Annotated in this window: 23 protein-coding genes; 18 read left to right on the top strand and 5 right to left on the bottom strand. The window is 65.2% G+C overall.

Translation table 11 applies throughout. The features are described from left to right. Nucleotides 1-184 precede the first annotated feature (184 nt). Nucleotides 185-421, bottom strand: coding sequence for a hypothetical protein (locus tag F6X53_RS11575; protein WP_151000170.1), 237 nt, complete (start codon nucleotides 419-421; stop codon nucleotides 185-187). Nucleotides 422-652: 231 nt separating this feature from the next. Then, nucleotides 653-955, bottom strand: coding sequence for a PilZ domain-containing protein (locus F6X53_RS11570; protein WP_151000169.1), 303 nt, complete (start codon nucleotides 953-955; stop codon nucleotides 653-655). Nucleotides 956-1,184: 229 nt separating this feature from the next. Here F6X53_RS11570 and F6X53_RS11565 point away from each other — a divergent pair, with 229 nt between their 5' ends. Further along, nucleotides 1,185-1,763, top strand: a complete 579-nt coding sequence (locus tag F6X53_RS11565) for a hypothetical protein (protein ID WP_151000168.1) — start codon at nucleotides 1,185-1,187, stop codon at nucleotides 1,761-1,763. A gap of 119 nt (nucleotides 1,764-1,882) precedes the next feature. On the opposite strand, the gene F6X53_RS33970 is transcribed toward F6X53_RS11565, so the two are convergent. Next, nucleotides 1,883-2,287, bottom strand: a complete 405-nt coding sequence (locus F6X53_RS33970; RefSeq protein WP_373876002.1) for a 4-fold beta flower protein — start codon at nucleotides 2,285-2,287, stop codon at nucleotides 1,883-1,885. A 194-nt stretch (nucleotides 2,288-2,481) separates the two neighbouring features. Between F6X53_RS33970 and F6X53_RS11560 the strand changes: the two genes are divergently transcribed. The 15 genes from F6X53_RS11560 (at nucleotide 2,482) to F6X53_RS11490 (ending at nucleotide 15,889) form a co-directional block, all read left to right on the top strand. Continuing rightward, nucleotides 2,482-3,045 carry a terminase small subunit gene (locus F6X53_RS11560; protein WP_151000167.1) on the top strand — a complete coding sequence of 188 codons (564 nt, stop codon included), beginning with the start codon at nucleotides 2,482-2,484 and terminating at the stop codon, nucleotides 3,043-3,045. Then, nucleotides 3,005-5,068, top strand: coding sequence for a terminase gpA endonuclease subunit (locus F6X53_RS11555; RefSeq protein ID WP_151000166.1), 2,064 nt, complete (start codon nucleotides 3,005-3,007; stop codon nucleotides 5,066-5,068). Before F6X53_RS11560 ends, F6X53_RS11555 begins: the two co-directional genes overlap by 41 nt. A 14-nt stretch (nucleotides 5,069-5,082) precedes the next feature. Next, on the top strand, nucleotides 5,083-5,325 hold the full coding sequence (gene gpW, locus F6X53_RS11550; protein ID WP_151000165.1) for a gpW family head-tail joining protein: 243 nt from the start codon (nucleotides 5,083-5,085) through the stop codon (nucleotides 5,323-5,325). Beyond that, a complete protein-coding gene (locus F6X53_RS11545; RefSeq protein ID WP_151000164.1) occupies nucleotides 5,325-6,971 on the top strand; it encodes a phage portal protein in 1,647 nt (548 codons plus the stop codon). The genes gpW and F6X53_RS11545 overlap by 1 nt, the downstream gene beginning before the upstream one ends. A 12-nt stretch (nucleotides 6,972-6,983) precedes the next feature. Then, complete coding sequence (locus F6X53_RS11540; RefSeq protein WP_151000163.1) at nucleotides 6,984-8,249, top strand: S49 family peptidase; 1,266 nt, start codon at nucleotides 6,984-6,986, stop codon at nucleotides 8,247-8,249. Nucleotides 8,250-8,251: 2 nt separating this feature from the next. Beyond that, nucleotides 8,252-8,620 carry a head decoration protein gene (locus F6X53_RS11535; protein ID WP_151000162.1) on the top strand — a complete coding sequence of 123 codons (369 nt, stop codon included), beginning with the start codon at nucleotides 8,252-8,254 and terminating at the stop codon, nucleotides 8,618-8,620. Between the two features lie 5 nt (nucleotides 8,621-8,625). After that, on the top strand, nucleotides 8,626-9,657 hold the full coding sequence (locus F6X53_RS11530; protein ID WP_151000161.1) for a major capsid protein: 1,032 nt from the start codon (nucleotides 8,626-8,628) through the stop codon (nucleotides 9,655-9,657). 2 nt (nucleotides 9,658-9,659) lie between these two features. Further along, the gene (locus tag F6X53_RS11525; RefSeq protein WP_151000160.1) at nucleotides 9,660-9,923 is read left to right on the top strand and encodes a hypothetical protein; all 264 of its coding nucleotides are present in this window, start codon (nucleotides 9,660-9,662) and stop codon (nucleotides 9,921-9,923) included. A 6-nt stretch (nucleotides 9,924-9,929) separates the two neighbouring features. Then, nucleotides 9,930-10,298: a hypothetical protein gene (locus F6X53_RS11520; protein WP_151000159.1), complete on the top strand. Its 369-nt coding sequence runs from the start codon at nucleotides 9,930-9,932 to the stop codon at nucleotides 10,296-10,298. Then, entirely contained in the window at nucleotides 10,295-10,837 is a 543-nt protein-coding gene (locus F6X53_RS11515) for a hypothetical protein (protein WP_151000158.1), read from the top strand. The genes F6X53_RS11520 and F6X53_RS11515 overlap by 4 nt, the downstream gene beginning before the upstream one ends. 11 nt (nucleotides 10,838-10,848) lie before the next feature. After that, nucleotides 10,849-11,079: a hypothetical protein gene (locus F6X53_RS11510; protein WP_151000157.1), complete on the top strand. Its 231-nt coding sequence runs from the start codon at nucleotides 10,849-10,851 to the stop codon at nucleotides 11,077-11,079. 6 nt (nucleotides 11,080-11,085) lie between these two features. After that, the gene (locus F6X53_RS11505; protein WP_151000156.1) at nucleotides 11,086-12,612 is read left to right on the top strand and encodes a phage tail sheath C-terminal domain-containing protein; all 1,527 of its coding nucleotides are present in this window, start codon (nucleotides 11,086-11,088) and stop codon (nucleotides 12,610-12,612) included. Between the two features lie 29 nt (nucleotides 12,613-12,641). Further along, a complete protein-coding gene (locus F6X53_RS11500; protein ID WP_151000155.1) occupies nucleotides 12,642-13,007 on the top strand; it encodes a phage tail tube protein in 366 nt (121 codons plus the stop codon). Nucleotides 13,008-13,011: 4 nt separating this feature from the next. Then, nucleotides 13,012-13,308 (top strand): phage tail assembly protein, encoded by a 297-nt coding sequence (locus tag F6X53_RS11495; protein WP_151000154.1) that lies wholly within the window; start codon nucleotides 13,012-13,014, stop codon nucleotides 13,306-13,308. 145 nt (nucleotides 13,309-13,453) lie between these two features. Next, a complete protein-coding gene (locus F6X53_RS11490) occupies nucleotides 13,454-15,889 on the top strand; it encodes an erythromycin esterase family protein (RefSeq protein WP_151000153.1) in 2,436 nt (811 codons plus the stop codon). Here the strand turns inward: F6X53_RS11490 and F6X53_RS11485 are convergent. Together F6X53_RS11485 and F6X53_RS11480 are read right to left on the bottom strand one after the other, a co-directional pair. Continuing rightward, on the bottom strand, nucleotides 15,886-16,275 hold the full coding sequence (locus F6X53_RS11485; protein ID WP_151000152.1) for a hypothetical protein: 390 nt from the start codon (nucleotides 16,273-16,275) through the stop codon (nucleotides 15,886-15,888). The two genes, F6X53_RS11490 and F6X53_RS11485, sit on opposite strands and share 4 nt — an antisense overlap. 41 nt (nucleotides 16,276-16,316) lie before the next feature. Continuing rightward, complete coding sequence (locus F6X53_RS11480) at nucleotides 16,317-17,378, bottom strand: type I restriction endonuclease (protein ID WP_151000151.1); 1,062 nt, start codon at nucleotides 17,376-17,378, stop codon at nucleotides 16,317-16,319. Nucleotides 17,379-17,481: 103 nt separating this feature from the next. On the opposite strand from F6X53_RS11480, the gene F6X53_RS11475 reads away from it, so the two are divergent. Together F6X53_RS11475 and F6X53_RS11470 are read left to right on the top strand one after the other, a co-directional pair. Then, on the top strand, nucleotides 17,482-17,976 hold the full coding sequence (locus F6X53_RS11475) for a DNA circularization N-terminal domain-containing protein (protein WP_151000150.1): 495 nt from the start codon (nucleotides 17,482-17,484) through the stop codon (nucleotides 17,974-17,976). 3 nt (nucleotides 17,977-17,979) lie between these two features. Then, on the top strand, nucleotides 17,980-18,651 hold the full coding sequence (locus tag F6X53_RS11470; RefSeq protein WP_151000149.1) for a hypothetical protein: 672 nt from the start codon (nucleotides 17,980-17,982) through the stop codon (nucleotides 18,649-18,651). The last annotated feature ends 2 nt before the right edge of the window (nucleotides 18,652-18,653 follow it).

Genomic DNA, 18,653 nt, shown 5'->3' with positions numbered 1-18,653 from the left:
GCTTCCGGGAAGGAGTGAATCACGCCCAGCTCGGCCACGCCACGGACTTCTTCAACACCCTGCTAGACCGCCTCGACCACTGCTTCGGCAGGCTGTGTCCCCCGAAACCGGCCCACGGCATCACCGAGGCTTGTGAAGGCTTGTGCCCCGAGCATAAATCGCCCGGGGCTTTGCTACGCTATGGCTACGTCGAGCCCCCGTCTCCGATATCGAGAATGACCGCTTGCCCTTTCAGTACATTGGCGATGCGGGTCTTCATCTCAGGAGTGAGGCTTGGAGCGCGAACATGCACGGTGCTGCCACGATCTGTTCCAGTGACCCACAAGCGATACTCTAGCCCCTCGGACCGAAGTTGCTGAAGCATACGCTCCGCACCCTGCCGGACCACCTCGTTGTTCATTACGATCGTCGCCGCGTCCATCGAAGCCTCTGCCGCTTTGTGGAGTAAAACGCATACGGTGACAATTTAGTCCCGCTCTACGGCTGCCCATGCACCCCACCGCCTCAGCCCAGGCCTCCGGCGACAAGGTCTGCATCCGGATCGGGGATGAGCGGGGAGGACGATCCGTCGAGGTCACGCCTGAGCGCGCAGTCGAGCTGATCCGGCAACTCACCGACGCGGCTTGTGCGGCGCTCGCAGCGCGGCAGGAGCCTACTCGCGCACCGGCTCGTTCTCGTCCAGCAGCGTGACGCCAACAAAGTCACCACGCCTCCAGGCACGGCGGACACGGCAGGTCAGGTCGCGGCCAGGGAAGTTCAACGCAAAGCTCTCGGGCAGCACGTGCCGTCGCGCGACGCCGAGCTTGGCCCCCGACACCGACATGTCCCTGAGCACACACGGGATCTGCTCACCGTCTTGCAGCAGGATCGTCGCCAGCTTCATCGTGGTGTGACGATCGCCGCCCTTGCGCTTCTCAGGTCGGGTGGCCGCTTCCGGCAGGTCTTCGGGAGGCATGGTCTGCAGTTGGGTCGCGGTTCGATCCGGTCCTTCTGATGCATGCGCGTTTCGGAAGACTGAATGCCGACCGTTTGGCCGTTTCGAGGGCAGGTGGCGGTTAGGAGATGCTGATGCCCGGCAACCCCACCCTCTCCGACCTCTGGCAACTCTACTGGTGCGCCTGGGAGATCATGGCGCTCACCGCCATCGAGATGCCGGGGGCGGTGATGCGGGAGATGGGGCTGAGGTGATCAGCTTCGACCTGAGTGCGTTGGAGCAGGCAGCCCGCAACGTCGGCGCTGCTTCAGATCAGATCCCCTACGCGATCAGCCGCACTCTGAACCGCGCCGTGCTCAACGCGGAGAACCGACTGGCCGGTGAGACCTGGCCTTCGCACGTCACGGTGCGGAACCGGGGCTTCTTGAAGGCGGCGCTCGCCCCTGAGTTCTCGAAGAAGGACAACCTGCGCGTCGCCCTGGTCGACAAGCTCGGACGGGCGTCGCTCAACCTGCACGACAAGGGCGGCACGAAGACAGCGCGCGGTCGCTTCGCCATCCCCACCTCGCGGGTGCGGCGCGGTTCGAAGGGTGTCGTAGCCAGCCAGCGACCCGGCGAGCTCAAGCGCAAGGTCGTGAAGGGCGGCCTCATCTTCCAGGCCGTGGGCAAGGGCAAGAACCAGCGCCTGCAGCTGATGTTCAAGCTTCAGTCCTCGAGCCGCGTGAAGGCTGACGTGCCGCTCCGTAAGGACTTCGCCCGGTTCATGAGGGAAGAGATGTGGCGGGAGCTACCGAAGGCGGTGGCTCAGGCCATGGCGACGAGGCGGTGATGCGCTCGACGCGTTGGAGCCGCTGAATCGGCGCAGGGTGCTGGCGACCTCTGTGGCCCTGGAGCGGGAGAGCAGGACGCAAGGAGGGTTAGCGCTACCGTCTACCGAGCGCCCGCGGCCTATTGCCCGGCCAACCACTGCTGAAAGGTCATGCGCGACCATCCTCCCAAGGGCGTCAGGGGACGCAGCGGTTGCAGCGGGTTCAAAGGTTTGAGTGGCTTCAATGGGTTTAGAGGGCGCAATGGTGTAATGGGCCGCAGCGGCGGGCCCATGCTGCAGACGGATCCAGATGAGCTCCAGGCTACGGGCTTTCCGCTCTGATCCATGCACGTCAGATCCTGCACCGGACCGAGCCAGGCCAGAGTTCGCATGGTCCACGCATTTTCGCCCGCGAGGAATGCAACCGGATTCATCTGCGTGTCCCAGACGAACGCATCGGGGGTGATCCAGCCCACGAGCTGACAACTGGGCGAAAACAGCGGCTCCACGAGCGTCCTCCATCTTGATTCTGCGTACGATACCATACCGCTCGCATTGATGGGCGATGGCCCATTCAGGGGCCAAGCATCTGGAACGTGCAGTCGGCGCTAAGGAATCGCGCGACCAGGACCCGAGAAACGAACCTCGGCGGGTCCTTCCAGGGTGGGGGAGGTGTCGAGGGTCCGCACGAGTTCAGGTTCTCACCCTCTAAGAATTCTGAAATCCGGATTTTTTGTTTATGTCTGGATCCTCGATTGACGGTCGCGAACTCAACCGCGTGGACCTCGCAAGTCTCTGTGGCGTAAGCCTTCCTACGGTCGATGGGTGGATCAAGATAGGTTGCCCATTTTTGGAGCGCGGAAGTAAAGGCCGTGAGTGGAAATTCGATTCCGCAGCTGTGATCGACTGGCGCATGCAGCGCGCGGTCGAGAGTGCGGTGGCGGGTTACGCCGGTGAAGGCGACAAGGTCTTGAAGGAAGAGGCGGATCGCCGGAAGGCAGTCGCTGCGGCCATCACGGCAGAGATCGCAGCGGACATAGCGTTGGGCCACGTGGTGTCACGTCGCGACGCCGAGAGCGTGATGACGATGTTCTGCCAAGTGCTGAAGACTGGATTGTCGAACGCCGCATCCAAAATCGCCGCACGCGCCACCGTCATCACAAGCGCCCCTGAAATCGAAGACCTGGCGCATACCGAAATGAACAGGGCCTTTGATTCCGCTCGCGATGATCTCGCCCAGCGGTGGGCCAGGGCGCGCAGCAATGACGATGATGCCGGCAGCGGATCGGATCGCCCAGCATAAGCGCGGCGACTATGGCGTCGGCTTCACGGAATACCTCGCCTCGCTCGACGCTTTGTTCGGCGACGCGCTACGGTTCAAGGATCGGCTCAGCGGATCTGCATGGGCCGAGGATTTCGGCCGCATCCCCTCTGGCACGGGTGCCGAGAGCGGACGGGTCACCCTCTACGGCTATCAGCGCGGGCTGCTCGACGCGATGTGCGATCCGCGCATCCCGCTGGTCACTGTCCTGAAGGCGGCCCGTGTTGGCTATACCCGCTGCGCCACGCTGGCGCTCGGCTACCACCTTCATCAGGACCCGACTTTGTGCGCGGTTGCGCAACCGGTCGAGGATGACGCTGAAGATTTCGGCGGGGGCGAGATTGGCCCCATGCTCCGCGAGACGCCCGTTCTCACTGGCCTGATCCGGCCGGTGAAGAGGGGAGAGAAACAGGACAAGGCGACGTTCTTTCAACTCGCTAACGGTGCATCCATTCGTGTTGTCGGTGCGGCCTCGGATGACGCATTCCGCCGCTACTCGGCCCGCTTCCAGTTCGCCGATGAGGTCGACGGTGAGGGGTGGACTCCCGGGGCCAAGACCCAGGGCGATAAGCTCAAGCTGTTCTGGACCCGCGGTGAGACGTTCTGGAACCGCAAGCAGGTTCGCGGATCAACGCCCCTTCTCGAGGAGACGTCGCGGATCTGGAAGCTCTGGCTGCAGAGCGATCAGCGCCGGTACTTTGTTCCGTGCCCCCAATGCTCTGAAGCGGCGGGCCATCTCGACGGGTGGCAATATCTGGATTGGGGTAGCAAGGAGAGCCCCCACGGCCTGAAGTACGATCTGAACGAGGACGGCTCGCTGAAGTCGGTCTGGTATCAGGGTCTATGCGGCTGCATCATCCAGGAGAGTCATAAGTCCTGGATGGATGCCCGCGGCGAGTGGCGTCCGACGGCTCGGCCTCGCACCCCCGGGCATGCTGGCTTCCATCTCTGGACGGGCATGTCGCTGAACCCGAACGCGGCTTGGCCAGTCATCGCCCAAGAGTGGATCGACGCACAGGAAGATCCCGCCTCGCTCGTTCAGCCATTCCGGAACCTGCGTCTTGGTCTGCCTTACAAGCTGACTTACGGGCAGGAGATCAAGCCCGGCGCATTCCTGGAGCGCCAGGAGGAATTTGGCGCCGAGGTCCCGGCGTGGGTGCAATACCTCACTCTTGGCGGCGACGTTCAGTCAGGCGGCAATGCCCGCATCGAGGCGGCGGTTTATGGGTGGGGCCCAGGGCTCGAAAGCGCCTTGATCGGGCACTTCGTCATCCCAGGTGATCCAGCCGACGTGGAAGTCTGGGCCAACTTGGACCGGCTGCTACGGCGCGAGTTCAGGAGGCCGGATGGTTCGTTGCTTCGCATCCGCGCAGCAGCGATCGACTCCGGCGGTCACCACACGGCCGAGACCTACGCCTTCTGCAACGAGCGTCGTCGGCGTCACGTTTGGGCGATCAAGGGCAAGTCCGAGGCGCGTGGTCATCGGAGTAAGGTGTGGCCGCGAACGCCATCATCGAAGCTCGGAAACTCGTGGTTCATGATCGGCGGCAATGCAGCGCGCGATTGGGCATACGGCTCGCTTGCGATCGGTGAACCTGGACCGCGGCACGTTCACTTTCCGGTCGAGCCTGCCCTTGGGGCTCGGCCCGTAGACACCGAATTTTTCGAGCAGCTGACGCGCGAAAAACTGGTCGTTCGCCGGCAGGGCTACACCGAGTGGGTGAAGCCCAAGGCCGCGCACGAGGTCGGCGTCTGTTTCGTTTACGCCTACGTCGCGGTCTGTGGCCTACAGGCTCTCTCTGGCCGCTACGTCGTGATGGGGCGCATGCCCAGCGCGCCCGCTCAGACGGATGTCCGGGACGGGGAAGCGGTCGTTGAGATGCAAACGACTGATCCGATGCGCGGCTCGGCAGAGGTTCGGCAGGAACGTGCCCAGGTCGCATCGCAGGGCGCCCCACGACGGCGCGGTCCCCGTGTGATCGCCGCCTCCGACCCGTACCTGTAACCGTAGGACACCTGATGGCTGACACGGTCGCAGACCTGCTCAAGCTGCGCCTGTGGCTCGCCGAGGCCGAGCAGGCTCAGCACGAACTGATGATCGGCAAGAAGTCGGTCTCGGTTTCCTATGAGGGGAAGTCTGCAACGTTCATGCAGGCGAACCGTGACGACCTCGCCATCTGGATCAACACCCTGCGACAGCGCATCGCCACGCTCGAAGGCGTGCGGATCCCGCGGCGCGCGCCGATCCACCTGAGCTTCTGATGTCGGCGAACGTCCCCTGGATCCACCGGGAGCGGCCGGGCATCGGCGGTGGTGTTACAGTGCGCCGGGCTGCGATGTCCGCTGTTGCCGAGGTGGAGACTGCACACCATGCCGCCTCGCTCGCCGCGCGCGACATGGCGACCTGGAGCAACTACCGCATTTCACCGGATGCGGCGCTGCTGCCTGAGCTTGACACGATCAACGCGCGGGTCGACGACCTCACCCGCAACAACGGAATCGCGGCCGGCGCCGAGCGCACCTTCGTCGATAACGTCATCGGGCCGCGGATCCGGTGCAAGCCGAACCCGGACCGCATCGCTCTCGGCAAGACGCCGGAGTGGGTCGCGGAATGGTCCCAGGTCGTCGAGAGCAAGTTCTCCTCGTTCTTCGACACCGACTGGTTCGATGCCGGCCTGCGCTACAACGGCCACGTCTCGACCCGGCTGCTCGCCCGCACCTTTGCGGCGAATGGTGAGGGGCTGGCGCTGCCGCTCTACACCAAGCGGAACGGTTCGCGCTGGAACACCTGCGTGCAGCTTGTCGATCCGGCCCGCCTGTCCAACCCGAATGGGCGCGCCGACACACCGACACTGCGCGGCGGCGTCGAGATTGACCCGATCACCACGGCCGCGGTCGCGTACCACATCAGGAAGTCCCACCCCGGCGACGCCTTCAGCCTACGGTCGGCCTTCTCGGCAGGATCCTGGGAGCGCATCCCGGCCTACCAGGCCTTCGGCCGCCGCCGCGTGCTCCACGTCTATGAGAGCGAGCGGGTCGGTCAGACTCGGGGCAAGTCGATCGTCGCGGCGGTCGCCCGCCAGTTCAAGATGCTGGACAAATACGGGGTGGAGCAGGTCCGCCTCGCCGTCCTGAACTCGCTCGTGTTCGGGGCGCTTGAGACCCCCCTGGATCAGGCCTCTATCGTTGAGATGATGGGCGGCGCCGGTGCCGACGGTTTGGACGATCCGAGCGCTGCCTTCGCCAGCTACCAGGACGCGATCAACGAGTGGCGCGTGCAGATGCGCGGTGGCGCTATCATCCCGATGCCGCCCGGCACCTCGCTCAAGCCCTTCTCACCGAACAACCAGAATGCCGCGAGCTTCGACCAGTTCTTCACCACCGTCCTGAAGCAGGTCGGTGCCGGCCTCAACCTCGGCTACGAGCTGACCAGCAAGGACTTCTCGAAGTCGAACTACTCGTCGGCCCGGGCCGCCCTGCTGGAGGCCTGGCGCTACTTCCTCTCGGTTCGGCAGTTCCTGACCGACCACTGGCTGATGCCGGTGTTCGACCTTTGGTTCGAAGAAGCGGTGCAGCGCGGCGAGATCCCGGACTGCACGCCGGACGACTACTACCCGAACCAGCTGGCCTGGACGCGCTGCAACTTCACCTTCGCCGGCCGCGGCTGGGTCGATCCGCTCAAGGAAGCGCTGGCGGCCAAGGCCCGCATGGATGCCGGCATCTCCACGATGGCGGACGAGTGCGCCGAGCAAGGGCGAGACTGGCGCGAGCAGCTTGAGCAGATGGCCCGCGAGAATTCCCTGGCCGATGAGCTCGGTCTGCCCCGGCCGCACGTGGCCAACCCGCGCATCGCGGCGGCCGAGATCGCCGCCGACACAAAGCTCGCGGTAGCGGGCGGCGACGACTGACAGCGAGGACGTATGTCGAACCCGTTGCTGGCACGCTTCGCGTCCAGGCCCTCTCTCGTCGCGCCGGAGATGCGCGACTGGTTTGAGGGCTGCCTCACCGCCACCGCTTCGCATCCGCGCGCGGCCGAGATGCTGGAGGCCAACGCCTACGCCGAGGATGGCTTCTGGCCCGCACCCGACGATTGGCGCGCCGCCTACCGTCCCTACGTCGTGCGCGATGGTGTGTTGCAGATTCCCGTGAAGGGCGTCCTGCTCCACAACTTCTCGTTTGCCCTCGGCGGCTGGGCGACCGGCTACGTCTACATCCAGCGCGCCTTCGACCGCGGGCTGGCTGATCCGACCGTGCGCGGCATCGCCTTGGTCTGTGACAGCCCGGGCGGACACGTGGCCGGCAACTTCGACCTCGTCGACCGCATGTTCGCGGCACGCGGCACGAAGCCGATCCGGGCTTTCGCGCATGAGGCTGCCTACTCGGCGGCCTACTCCATCGCATCCGCCGCCGATCAGATCGTGGTCTCGCGCACCGGTGGGGTCGGCTCGATCGGCGTCGTCGCGGCCCACTATGACGTGTCCGGCGCGATGGAGCAGGCCGGGGTGAAGGTCACCTTCATCTACGCCGGCCGGCACAAAGTTGACGGCAACGCCTTCGAGGCGCTGCCCGATGACGTGAAGGCCCGTTTCCAGGCTCGCATCGACGAGCTCTACGGCACCTTCGTCACCACAGTTGCCCGCAACCGCGGGCTGAACGAGCAAGCGGTCCGGGACACTGAAGCGCTCTGCTTCACCGCGGCCGAAGCCGTGTCGAACAGGCTGGCTGACAGCACCGGCACGCTGGACGACGCCGTCGCCGCATTCGCGGCTGACTGCTCCCCCTCCCAGGATGAGGACAACACCATGATTACACCGGAGGCCCACGAGGCTGCCGTCGCCGCCGCGCGCGCCGACGGTGAGAAGGCTGGCCGACAGGCTGGCGAGGCAGAGGGCGCCACGAGCGCCCGGGGCCGCATCAAGACGATCCTGGCATCCGACGAGGCCAAGGGCCGCGAGGCGCAGGCCAGCCACATCGCGCTGGAGACGGACATGCCCGCCGAGGCGGCCGTCCAGCTGCTCGGCACCTTCCCGAAGGCCGAGACTGCGAAGCCGGCCAACCGCTTCGACGCCGCTATGGCCGCCGCTGGCAACCCGCAGGTCGGACTTGAGTCCGGCGCCGGCCAGGACGACGCCGACACCTTCATGGATTCGTACTTCGCCACCAAGCGCCAGAAGAGGAGCGTCTGAATATGCTCGCGAGCTTCACTCAGGAGGCGACCTTCACGCCTGACGACGGCCTCGTGCTCAGCCCGACCGTCTCCCGCCAGATCACTCTGGTCTCCGGCCAGAACCTCAAGCGCGGATCGGTGCTCGGTAAGATCACGGCGAGTGGCAAGTATGCCTTGGCACTGTCGGCGTCGTCCGACGGCTCCCAAGCACCGGTCGTCATCCTCGCCGAAGACTGCAACGCCAGCGCCGGCGACAAGGTCACCGTCGCGTACTTCGGCGGCACTTTCGACGAGAACGCCTGCACCTACGGGACTGGCGTCACGCCCGCCACGGCCCGCGAGCCGCTGCGGGATCTCAGCATCCTGCTCCAGTCTAGCATCACGAGGTAAGCCCGATGGACCTCTACACTCCTGCGCGGCTCGCCCGAGTCGTGGAAGATCTGCGTGACGATCCTGCCGTCGGCACGTTCTTGGTCAGCACCTTTTTCGCAGAGCAGTCGATCTCGCGGGAAGAGGCTGTCTACTTCGACGTCCTGACCGGCAAGCCGCGTCTTGCGCCGTTCTGCTCGCCGCTGGTCGAAGGCCAGATCGTCGAGTCGCTCGGCTACAAGACGAACAGCTTCACGCCGGCATACATCAAGGACAAGCGCGTACTGGAGGACGGGAAGGCGATCCGCCGCCGTCCCGGCATGCCGATCGCTGCGGGTCTCGACCCGTATGCCATTCGCCTCATGACGATCGACACCGAGACCGAGGACCAAATCCGCATGGTCCGGCGCCGCATGGAGTGGATGGCGTCAAGCGCGCTGCGCACCGGCACCATCACGGTCACCGGTGAGAAGTACCCGACGACGGTCGTCAACTTCGGCCGCGATCCCTCGCTCACGGTCACGCTCACCGGCGGCGACATCTGGGGCTCCGGCACCGACACGCCGCTCGACGACTTGGAAGAATACGCGGGCCTGGTCCGCGACGCTTCCGGCGCCTCGCCGATCGACGTCATCATGGCGCAGAACGTGTTCAAGGCGTTCCGCAAGAACGACGACGTGAAGGAGCTTCTGAGCGGAGACCGCTCGTCGCCCAGCACCACGATCGATCTCGCGCCGAACTCGTACAAGTACGGCGCGACTTTCATGGGCAACGTTGGCGCCTTCCGGATCTGGGTCTACTCGGATTCCTACGTGGCCGACGATGGCTCGACGCAGAAGTACGTCCCGGACGGCTGGCTCCTGATGGTCTCCGATCAGCTTGAGGGCGTGCAGCACTTCGGCGGCATCAAGGACGAGGCCTACGGCTTCCAGGTCACGGATTTCTTCCAGAAGTCCTGGACCCAGCCCGATCCGGCCGTCCGCTTCCTGATGCTGCAGTCGGCTCCGCTCGTGGTGCCCTACCGCATTAACGCGTCCCTCTCTGCGAAGGTGATCTGACCATGAAGATGATCGCAATCCAGACCGTGAAGGCTGATGGCGCGTACGTCGCGCCAGGCGGCGAGTTCTCCGTCGGCTCGACCGAGGAGGCCAAGGCCCTGATCGCTGCCGGTGCGGCACGCGAGAAGGGCAGGGCCGACGACGGCGAGACGAAGGTGGTCCCGGTGTCCGAGAACACCGCACCCAAGGGGCCGGCCTCAGGCGCCACTTCGGCGCCCGATCCGCAGGCGGTGGCCGACGCCGCCAAGGGCCGCACGGGTCGCTGACCACCAATGGCCATCGACCTTGACGCAACCGTGTTGGCGGCGTGCCAGGATGCCTGGGGCGTCGCCGCCATGGTCACCCCGCGGCGGTCGGCTCCAGGCGAGCCGGCCTTCGCGGTGCGCGGGATCTATGCGCTGAAGGGCGCGGATTACGCCGACACCGATGGCAACGTCACGCGAATGGACAACTACACCTTCAGCGTGCGCGTCTCCGAGCTGCCGATCCAGGTTCAGCGCGGCGACAAGGTCTCCAACATCGCGCTCCCCTTCCTGAAGGGCCTCGTCTTCACAATCGAGGACACGGGCGATGACGGGTTCGGCGCCCAGGCCTGGGTGCTGAAGGCCGAGAACATCCGCACGCAGGGAACCGGCCCGTGACCCCCGAGGCAATCGAGGTCCGCGATCTCGCCTTTGAGCGGCTGCTCGCCTTCGGGACGTTCAAGACCGTCCGGAACGGCATCAGCGAGCAGATCGAGCCGGCAGACCAGCTTCCCGCCGCGACCGTGTTCCTGCGCCGCGAGAACCGCACGCCCGATGGCGACGCGAACGTCGGCGAACCGAGCTTCGTCCACGACGTGACGCTCGGCATCCTCGTCACCATCGACGCGGGCAGCAAATCCGACCTCGAGCCGGTGCTGCACAGCTACACCAACGACGCGATCGGCTTTCTGCTCTCGGACACGACCTTCCTGAGCGAGATCGAGGCGGTCACCGGCATCGACGAGACACACGTCTTCCCGAAGGACGGCGAGACCTACTACGCCGAGGCGCGGGTCGAGTTCTCCGTGACGTTCCGGACGTCGTTTGAGCCCTTCGTGCCCACAGCCTACCGCGGCGCGAATTTCAAGACGACCCCAAGTGGCGCGAGCGGCGACACGCCCGCCATCAGGACCCGCATTCCAGCCCCCACAGCCTGAGAGGCACCGTGATGTCCGCATCTGGCAAGGTCGCCGTTCAGGCGACCCGACGCGACTACTATGGCCTGCAGCACGTCTGCGGCGACACGCTCGACGAGCATGGCCGCGGCGAGTGGCCCCGCGATGCCTTCACCTTCCGCCTGCGCGACGAAAAGGCGATCCGCCTGATCGAGGACGAGGCCGAGACCCCCGCACCCGCCAGCGAGCCCAAGAAGGCTGCCGGCTCCAGCGCCAAGGAGTAAGGCCCAATGGTCTCGTTCGCCTCCATCAATCCCACTTGGAAGCTGCCGGGCGTCTCAATCGAGGTCGATCCGAGCCAGGCCGGCACGCCGGTCAACCCGCGCTGGCTGGTGCTGCACGGCATCAAGCTCGCCGCAGGTCAGGCGCCGGCTGATCGTCTGATCGCCGTCGGCACCCAGGCCGACGCGGACCGGCTCGCTGGCCAGGGCTCGATGCTCGCCCGGATGTTCAAGGTCGCCTTCGCGATCAACCGCGGCACGCCGATCTTCTTCCTGCCTGTGGCCGAGCCCTCGGCGGGCGTGAAGGCGACCGGCACCATCACGGTTGCGGCTGCCCCGACCGTTGCTGGCACCATCCCGCTCTATATCGCGGGTCAGAAGCTGCAGGTCCTCGTCGGCTCGTCCGACACCACTGCGCAGGTTGCGACCAAGATCGCGAACGCCATCAACGCGACCGGTGATCTGCCGGTGACCGCCGCCGCGGCGTCCGCCGTCGTGACGCTCACCGCGAAGTGGAAGGGTCTCAGCGGCAACGACATCCGTGTCGAGGACAGCTACCGCGGCTTCTACGGCGGCGAGCTCCTGCCCGCCGGTCTGTCGCTGACCTACCCGACCGACAACGTCCTGTCGGGCGGCACCGGCACGCCGGACCTGACCTCGGCGATCGCGAACTACGGCGACGGCCCACACAAGTTCCTGGCCCTACCGTTCAACGACAGCGGCTCGTTCAGCCTCTGGGACACCGAGTTCGGCTTCTCGGATTCCGGGCGCTGGGGCTGGGTGCGCCAGTCGTACGGCCAAGTCTGGTCGGTGAAGCGGGACAGCTACGCGAACCTGTTCGCCTACGGCCCGACCAACAACTCGGCCGTGATCAGCCCCCTGGCGCTGGAGCCGACCTCGCCGACGCCCACCTGGGAGTGGACGGCGGCCTACGCCGCTCGGGCGGCGGGCGCCCTCTCGGCCGATCCGGCCCGGCCGCTCCAGACCCTCACCCTCGACGGGTGCCTTCCGGCGCCGCAGTCCGGCCGCTTCTCCAAGGCTCAGCTCAACGGCCTTGCTCAGGTCGGGCTCGCGATCCAGGGCACCGATCTCGACGGCACCTCAGCCGGCATCCCGCAGATCCTGCGCGAGCAGACGAGCTACCAGCGCAACGCCTCGGGCCAAGCCGACAACAGCTACGAGGTGGCGACGACGCTCTCGACGCTCGACGAGGTGCTGACCCGGATCCGCCAGGGTCTGTCGACCAAATTCGGTCGTGTGAAGCTCACCAGCAACGGCACGCGCTTCGGTGCGGGTCAGGCGATCGTCACGCCGCTCATCATCAAGGCCGAGATCGTCGCGATCTACGAGGGCCTGGAGATCGACGGCATCGTGGAGAACACGACGCTGTTCAAGAACTACCTCGTCGTGGAGCGGAGTTCGACGAACCCTGACACGGTCGAGGTGCTGCTGCCGCCGGACATCGTGAATGGCCTCCGCCGCCTGAACGTGAAGGCGCAGTTCCGCCTCCAGTTCCCCTCGTCGCTCGCGGCCTGACCCGCGCTCCTACCATCTGAGGATCAGCCATGGCCAAGCGCATCGCGGGCGTCGCCTACGTCTACGTCAACGGAGGGCAGTTGCCCCTCCGTGGCGGCTTCACCGTCTCGCCGTCGCCGTTCGAGCGCGCCGGCATCGCGGGCCAGGACACCGTCCACGGCTACAGCGAGAACCCGCGCGTCCCCTTCATTGAGGGCGACATCTCGCTCACCGAGGACGTGTCGATCGAAGCGCTCGACGCGATCACGGAGGCGACTGTCACAGCGGAACTCGCGAACGGCAAGGCCTACGTGCTGCGGGAGGCCTGGTGCAAGTCGGCGCACGAGCTGAACACGAAGGACGGGCAGGTCCGGGTGCGCTTCGAGGGCGTGTCCTGCCGCGAGCTGACGGCCTAACCCGATGGACGGCCTCGTCCACATCCTCAGCAAGCCGATCAAGGCACATGGAGAGGAGATCCGCGAGATCACCTTCCGCGATCCGCTGGGGGCCGACATCCTCGCCGTCGGCAACCCGGTGATCGTCGACATGGCGTCCGACCCGCCGCGGGTCACGCACGACGAGCGCAAGATGGCGGCGATGATCTCGCGGCTTGGCGGCATCCCGACCTCGTCGGTCGCGCAGATGGGCCCGCAGGACTGGGTCGCCTGCGCCTGGCTGCTCACCCCTTTTTTCGTGCCGATGGCGGGGGCGATCTGATCTCGGCCTGCATCAGGCTGAGCCTCATCCACAAGGGCGGCGGCGCACCTCTGCCCTGGCTGCTTGAGTTGCCGGCCGCTGCCATCGGCGAACTGTTCAAGCACACCAACGACGTCCTGGACGAGATAGCAGAGGAGGCAGACTGATGGCTGAAGCCGACTCCCTGCGCCTCGTGGCCGAGGTCGTCGACAAGTTCAGCGGGCCCCTGCGGGCGCTGCGCTCGAACCTCCAGTCGATGTCGAAGGACGGGGCCTCGCACACCGAGGCCGTCGTCAAGGGTTTCCAGAAGGTCGAGAGCGCGGCGAAGAGCGCCGGCACGACGGCCGCCACGACCCTGAACCCCGCTCTCGCGGCGATCGGCATCACGGGCCTCAGCGTCGTTGCGGCGATGACGGGCGTCGGCGCCGCCATCCGCTCGCTCGGCGGCTCGGTCTCGGCCCTCGCGATGCTTGGTCGAGAGACCAGCGTCTCGGCTGAGAACCTGCGCGTCCTCCAGAGCGTGATGGGCAAGTTCGGTATCGAGGCCGACGCGAGCGCGGGCGCGATCAAGACCTTCGCTCAGAACATGCGGCTGGCGAAGGACGGCATCGGCCCGATCATGGAGTTCCTGCGGACGCAGGGACGCACCGCCGAGGGCCGGGCCTACTTCAATCAGCTGGCGGACAGCCTGAAGAGCTCGAAGGACAACGGCGAGGCGCTGATGAAGGCGCTGGAGGGCCTGGAGCACATCCAGGATCCAGCCGGGCGCATGAAGTACGCCGAGCAGATCTTCGGCAACGCCGACATCGGCCGTCTCGGCGACCAGCATTTGGGACGCCTCAGAGACATCATCGAGAAGCAGCGCAAGCTGCTCGGCCCACTCGACCCGGCGACCGTGAAGGCCGCAGAGGATTTCGAGAAGGCCATGTCCGGCCTGCGCGGCACGATGCAGAGGCTCGGCACCGCTATCGCTACCGAGGCGATGCCCTACGTGTCCGAGTTCGTGAAGGGCATCGAAAGCCTCGTGAAGGACGGGCGCCAGGACATCACCGGACCGCTGCGGCAAAGCGTGCGCGACGTCGGCGAGGCGCTGAAAAGCATCGACTGGGCTCAGGCCGGCAAGGATGCCAGCGACTTCGTGAAGGGTGCCACTGAGGGCATCAAGAGCCTCCTCGAATCCGTGAGCGCCGTCGTGAAGGCCATCCGCGCCCTGAATGAGGGGCGGTATGCCGAGGCGTTCCGGCACCTCGACGGCGGCAGCGGCCCCTTGGCGCGCAAGCTGGCGCCGCTGCCCGGCGACGACAAGATCGCTCGAGACGAGGAGATCGCGAAGACGCGCGGCCAGATCACGACGACGCGCGAGCAGGGCAACCTTCTGCGCGACGTGCTGAAGGAGGCCGAGGAAAGCGGCGATCGCGGCAAGGCGCAGCAGATGCGCAACGCCCTCGACCTGAACTCGCGCCGCATGAAGGATCTCGAGGAGGCCCTTCGGAAGCTTACTGACGGCACGGCCACTGTGCAGCAGCAGAGCTTCGGCACGGACGGTAGCCTCGCCGGTCTCATCCACCAGGCCGCGTATGGCGGTGGTGGCGCGGTCGGCAGCATGGGCCGGGTCGGCAACCTCCTCGCTCGCCGTGGCGGTGGGATCTACCTGCCCGAAGGCGGTGGCGCTCGTGGCGGGTCTAGCGGCGGCGTGCCGCGTATCAGCCCGCGGCCGGGCGGGCCCGGGGAGGCGGTGCGGCGGTTTCAGCGGGGGGAAGGCAACGGCGAGGAGTCGGGCGGTTCCATCGCCGCGAAGTACCCCGATGGCTTGGCTGCCGGCATCAAGCAATCCGCGAAGGACCTCGGGATCAGCGCCGAGGATCTTGCTACCGTCATCAGCTATGAGACGGGCGGAACGTTCGATCCTTGGAAACGCGGCCCGACCACGAAGTGGGGTACGCATCGTGGGCTGATCCAATGGGGCGAGCCGCAGGCGCGGAAGTACGGCGTCACGAAGGATATGTCGCCCGGCGAACAGATGCGGGCTGTCACACGCTATCTGAGAGATCGCGGCGTGAAGCCCGGCATGGGCATTCATCAGGTTTATGGAGCCATCAACGCTGGTGGTGTCTCGGACTGGCATCTGAACCAGCGGGACGCCGCAGCTGGCGGCGCACCCGGCACGGTCCGCGAGAAGGTCGACAACCAGATGGGCGCGCATCGGCGCAAGGCCCTTGCGCTCCTCCGCGCTGATAAGACCGACGTCGCCGAGAGTGGCGAGCGTGCGGACGGCGCCGGCTTCGCTGCTCGCGAACGTGCGCGCAGAGCATTTGAGACAGGCGGTAACAGCGACTTCGCTGCCGATTATCGATCACGGCAGGCTGCGGCCGATCGAAACCGGTTGGGCCTTGGCGGCGATGGCGGTCAATCGCTGATGGATCGCGCTTTCCGGTCGCCGCTCATGGGCGGTCCAAGGGTCGAGAACAATGGCACGGTCGAGGTGCACGTCGCTCGCCCAGGGCCAGACACGCGGGTCAGTACGTCAGCGAGCGGCAACCTGTTCCGTGATGTGCGCCTGAACCGAGGAGCGACCATGGCCCAGGCGAGTCAGGAAAACTAAGCGCCGCCGCACATATGCTGGGAGTCGGACATCGTCCAAGACTGAAGGGTGCGCAGGTTGGTCGTGGTGTACATGCGCCCACGATCGTCACCCTTCGGGCAGTTTTTGGGGACGGAGACAAGACAGGTGATGACCCGATCGCCGGGCTTCGACCGATAGACAGCATCGACGAATTCATACGAAACGCCATAGGTGCCGTTCACGAGCGCGACCGTAGTCCCATTGTCGATATCGTCGGGCTTCGGCTTCACCAACTTGTCTTCGAAGCGTGTGCCGATGCTCTTGATGACGGTCGCAGAGCAGGTGCCCACCCGTGATGGTGGGTCTGCTCTGGCAACTGCGGGCAGCGTAAGGATCAGGGGGAGGGCAATCAGGACGGTGCGCATGCTGCTCCATCTACGCTTGTGAGTATGTTGTGGGGAGGCTGTCAGGAAACCGGCTCTACATAGGCGCTAGCGGTGGTGCGCAGACGGTCCGCAAGATCATAGATTTCGTCAAGAGTATCTATCTTCACACGATCTTCTTTATCACCGTCAAACAAACCGATGTATTTAATCGAGCGATTGAAATGCATTCTGGCGAGTGGCTTCCGATTGTTGTTATCAACCAGGATGCCGCAGTAACTCTTCTGGTCACGTATAACGACGCGAGCGGGTTTCAGAATGTCACGGACGATCGCCCGTACGATCATGAAGCCCTCACGCTCTTCCTCGGTTGTGACGAGTTCTTCCTCGTCCCCGACCTGCGGCACTTCTGCTGCGATGTCGGCGACCTCAGTGTCTGCAAGAGCCGTCGACAGTCGAGCCTGCACTGAATCTCGGATAATCTCGCGAAATGCCGCCTTCACCATTGGCGTAAATTGCTCACGCACCGCGGCGGTGAAACGGCCCATTTGGAGATTGGCCACCAAGAGGCGAACAAAATCCTCGCTGGGGGCCTCCATTAAGCTCGTGATCTCCTTTTTGATCGCGGAGGTGTATTTCAGCCGGTGAGCAGATTGCAGGATGCCTTCGATGCTGAATTCGCCCTTAGAGAACTTGCGCAGTTCTGTGACGATTTGGGCCTGCATATCAGAGAGATCAAATGTCAGGAATGGACGCTCGTCGAGTTTGTTGGGCGCCTCCAAGTCAGTGTGGAAATGGAACGTCCTTCCATTGGTCAATATTGCAAACTTGGCAGCTGTAACTGAGAAATATCGGTAAAGTTGCGCAAGGTGGACTTTATCAAGATTAGTAGTGATTGGCTTGCATTCGATTAATATCCGAATGTTTCCATCAAGTTTGATAGCGTAGTCGACCTTCTCGCCCTTCTTCCCAACGGCATCAGCAGTAAACTCTGGAATCACCTCATTCGGGTTAAAAACGTCGTAATCCAGTGCGGCCAGGAATGGGAGAACGACAGACGTCTTGACTGCTTCTTCGGTCAGCATCGCGCTGGAATGCGACTTGATGCGCTCAGCTATGGTTCTCAATTTTTCGTCGACGGACACGGCTCTCTCCCTGGGTCGATTTCGTACCAAACCATCACCGGCAAGATCGGTCGTCAAGGACGATTTTCTTGTCGGCGTAGCGCCTTGATGAGATCAGCACGCAATGGCCGAAAGTCCTTGGCGCGACCGCCTCCGCCCCGCCTCCTTCCGGGGCGTCGAGTTCCATATCGAGGAATCGGCTCGCGCCGGTGGCCGGCGATCCTTCCTCCACGAATTTCCGAAGCGAGACCTGCCCTACGCCGAGGACATGGGCCGAAAGGGCGAGGGCTTCACCATCACTGGCTATCTCGTCGGGCCGGATTTCCTCTTCGCGCGCGACGAGCTGATTGAGGCGCTGCACGCTGAAGGTCCCGGGCTGCTCATCCTGCCGACGGCAGGGGAGTTCGACGTCCAGCCCGGTCCCTACTCGGCTGTCGAGCGTCGGGAGCGCGGCGGCTTCGTCGAGATCTCGATGAACTTCCTGGAGGCCGGCGCCGCCAGCGCGTTCACGGTGACCGCCTCGACCCAATCTCAGGTCAATTCGGCGGCTGACGCTGCGGACAGCCAAGTGACGGCCACCACGACACGCCAGCAGACGCAGGGCACGACGGCAGTCTGAACCATGACACCTGCTGAGACCCAGGAGGCGGTCAGCCTGATCGCCAGCATCTGCACGCGTCTGCGCGGCCTTCCGCCAACGGCGACGGGCACGGCAGGCGCGGATCTGCGCCGCCTCACCGGAGCGGTTACGACGGAAGCCGAGAGCCTGCTGCGATCCGCTACGCTGTCGGCGCGCATGCTCGCCTGCTTCCAGGCCGCCTTCGCGGCCGGGGCGACATTCACCGGCTTCCTGAGCCTCCGCAACCAGATCGCCGCGCTCGATCTCGTCGGAGCCTCTGCCCGCCTCGTTCGCCAGGACGCCTCGCGCCGCTGCCTGATCCAGATGGCGCGCTGCGTGGCGGCGACCGACTTCAAGACCAGCGACGCGGTGCTGGCGGCCCAGGCGCAGATCAACGCCGTGTTCGGGGCCGCCGAAGACGAGACGATGGATGCGCTGGATAGCGACACCTATCGCGTGCTCGTCACCCTTCACGCAGCCGTCACGCGCGACCTGACCACCCGGGCTCGGCCGCTGCCGCGCATCGTCACCTACGCCACAGCAAAACCGATGCCCGCGCTCGCTCTCGCCCAGCGTCTCTACGGTGATGCTGGCCGGGCTGACGACCTCGTTGTCGGCAACGACGCCTGGTCCCCGCTGTTCATGCCCGCTTCGGGCCAAGCGCTTTCGGCCTGACC

The sequence above is a fragment of the Methylobacterium soli genome (genome assembly GCF_008806385.1).
In the GTDB taxonomy this organism is placed as follows: domain Bacteria; phylum Pseudomonadota; class Alphaproteobacteria; order Rhizobiales; family Beijerinckiaceae; genus Methylobacterium; species Methylobacterium soli.
This window is presented reverse-complemented; position numbering and strand designations above follow the sequence as displayed.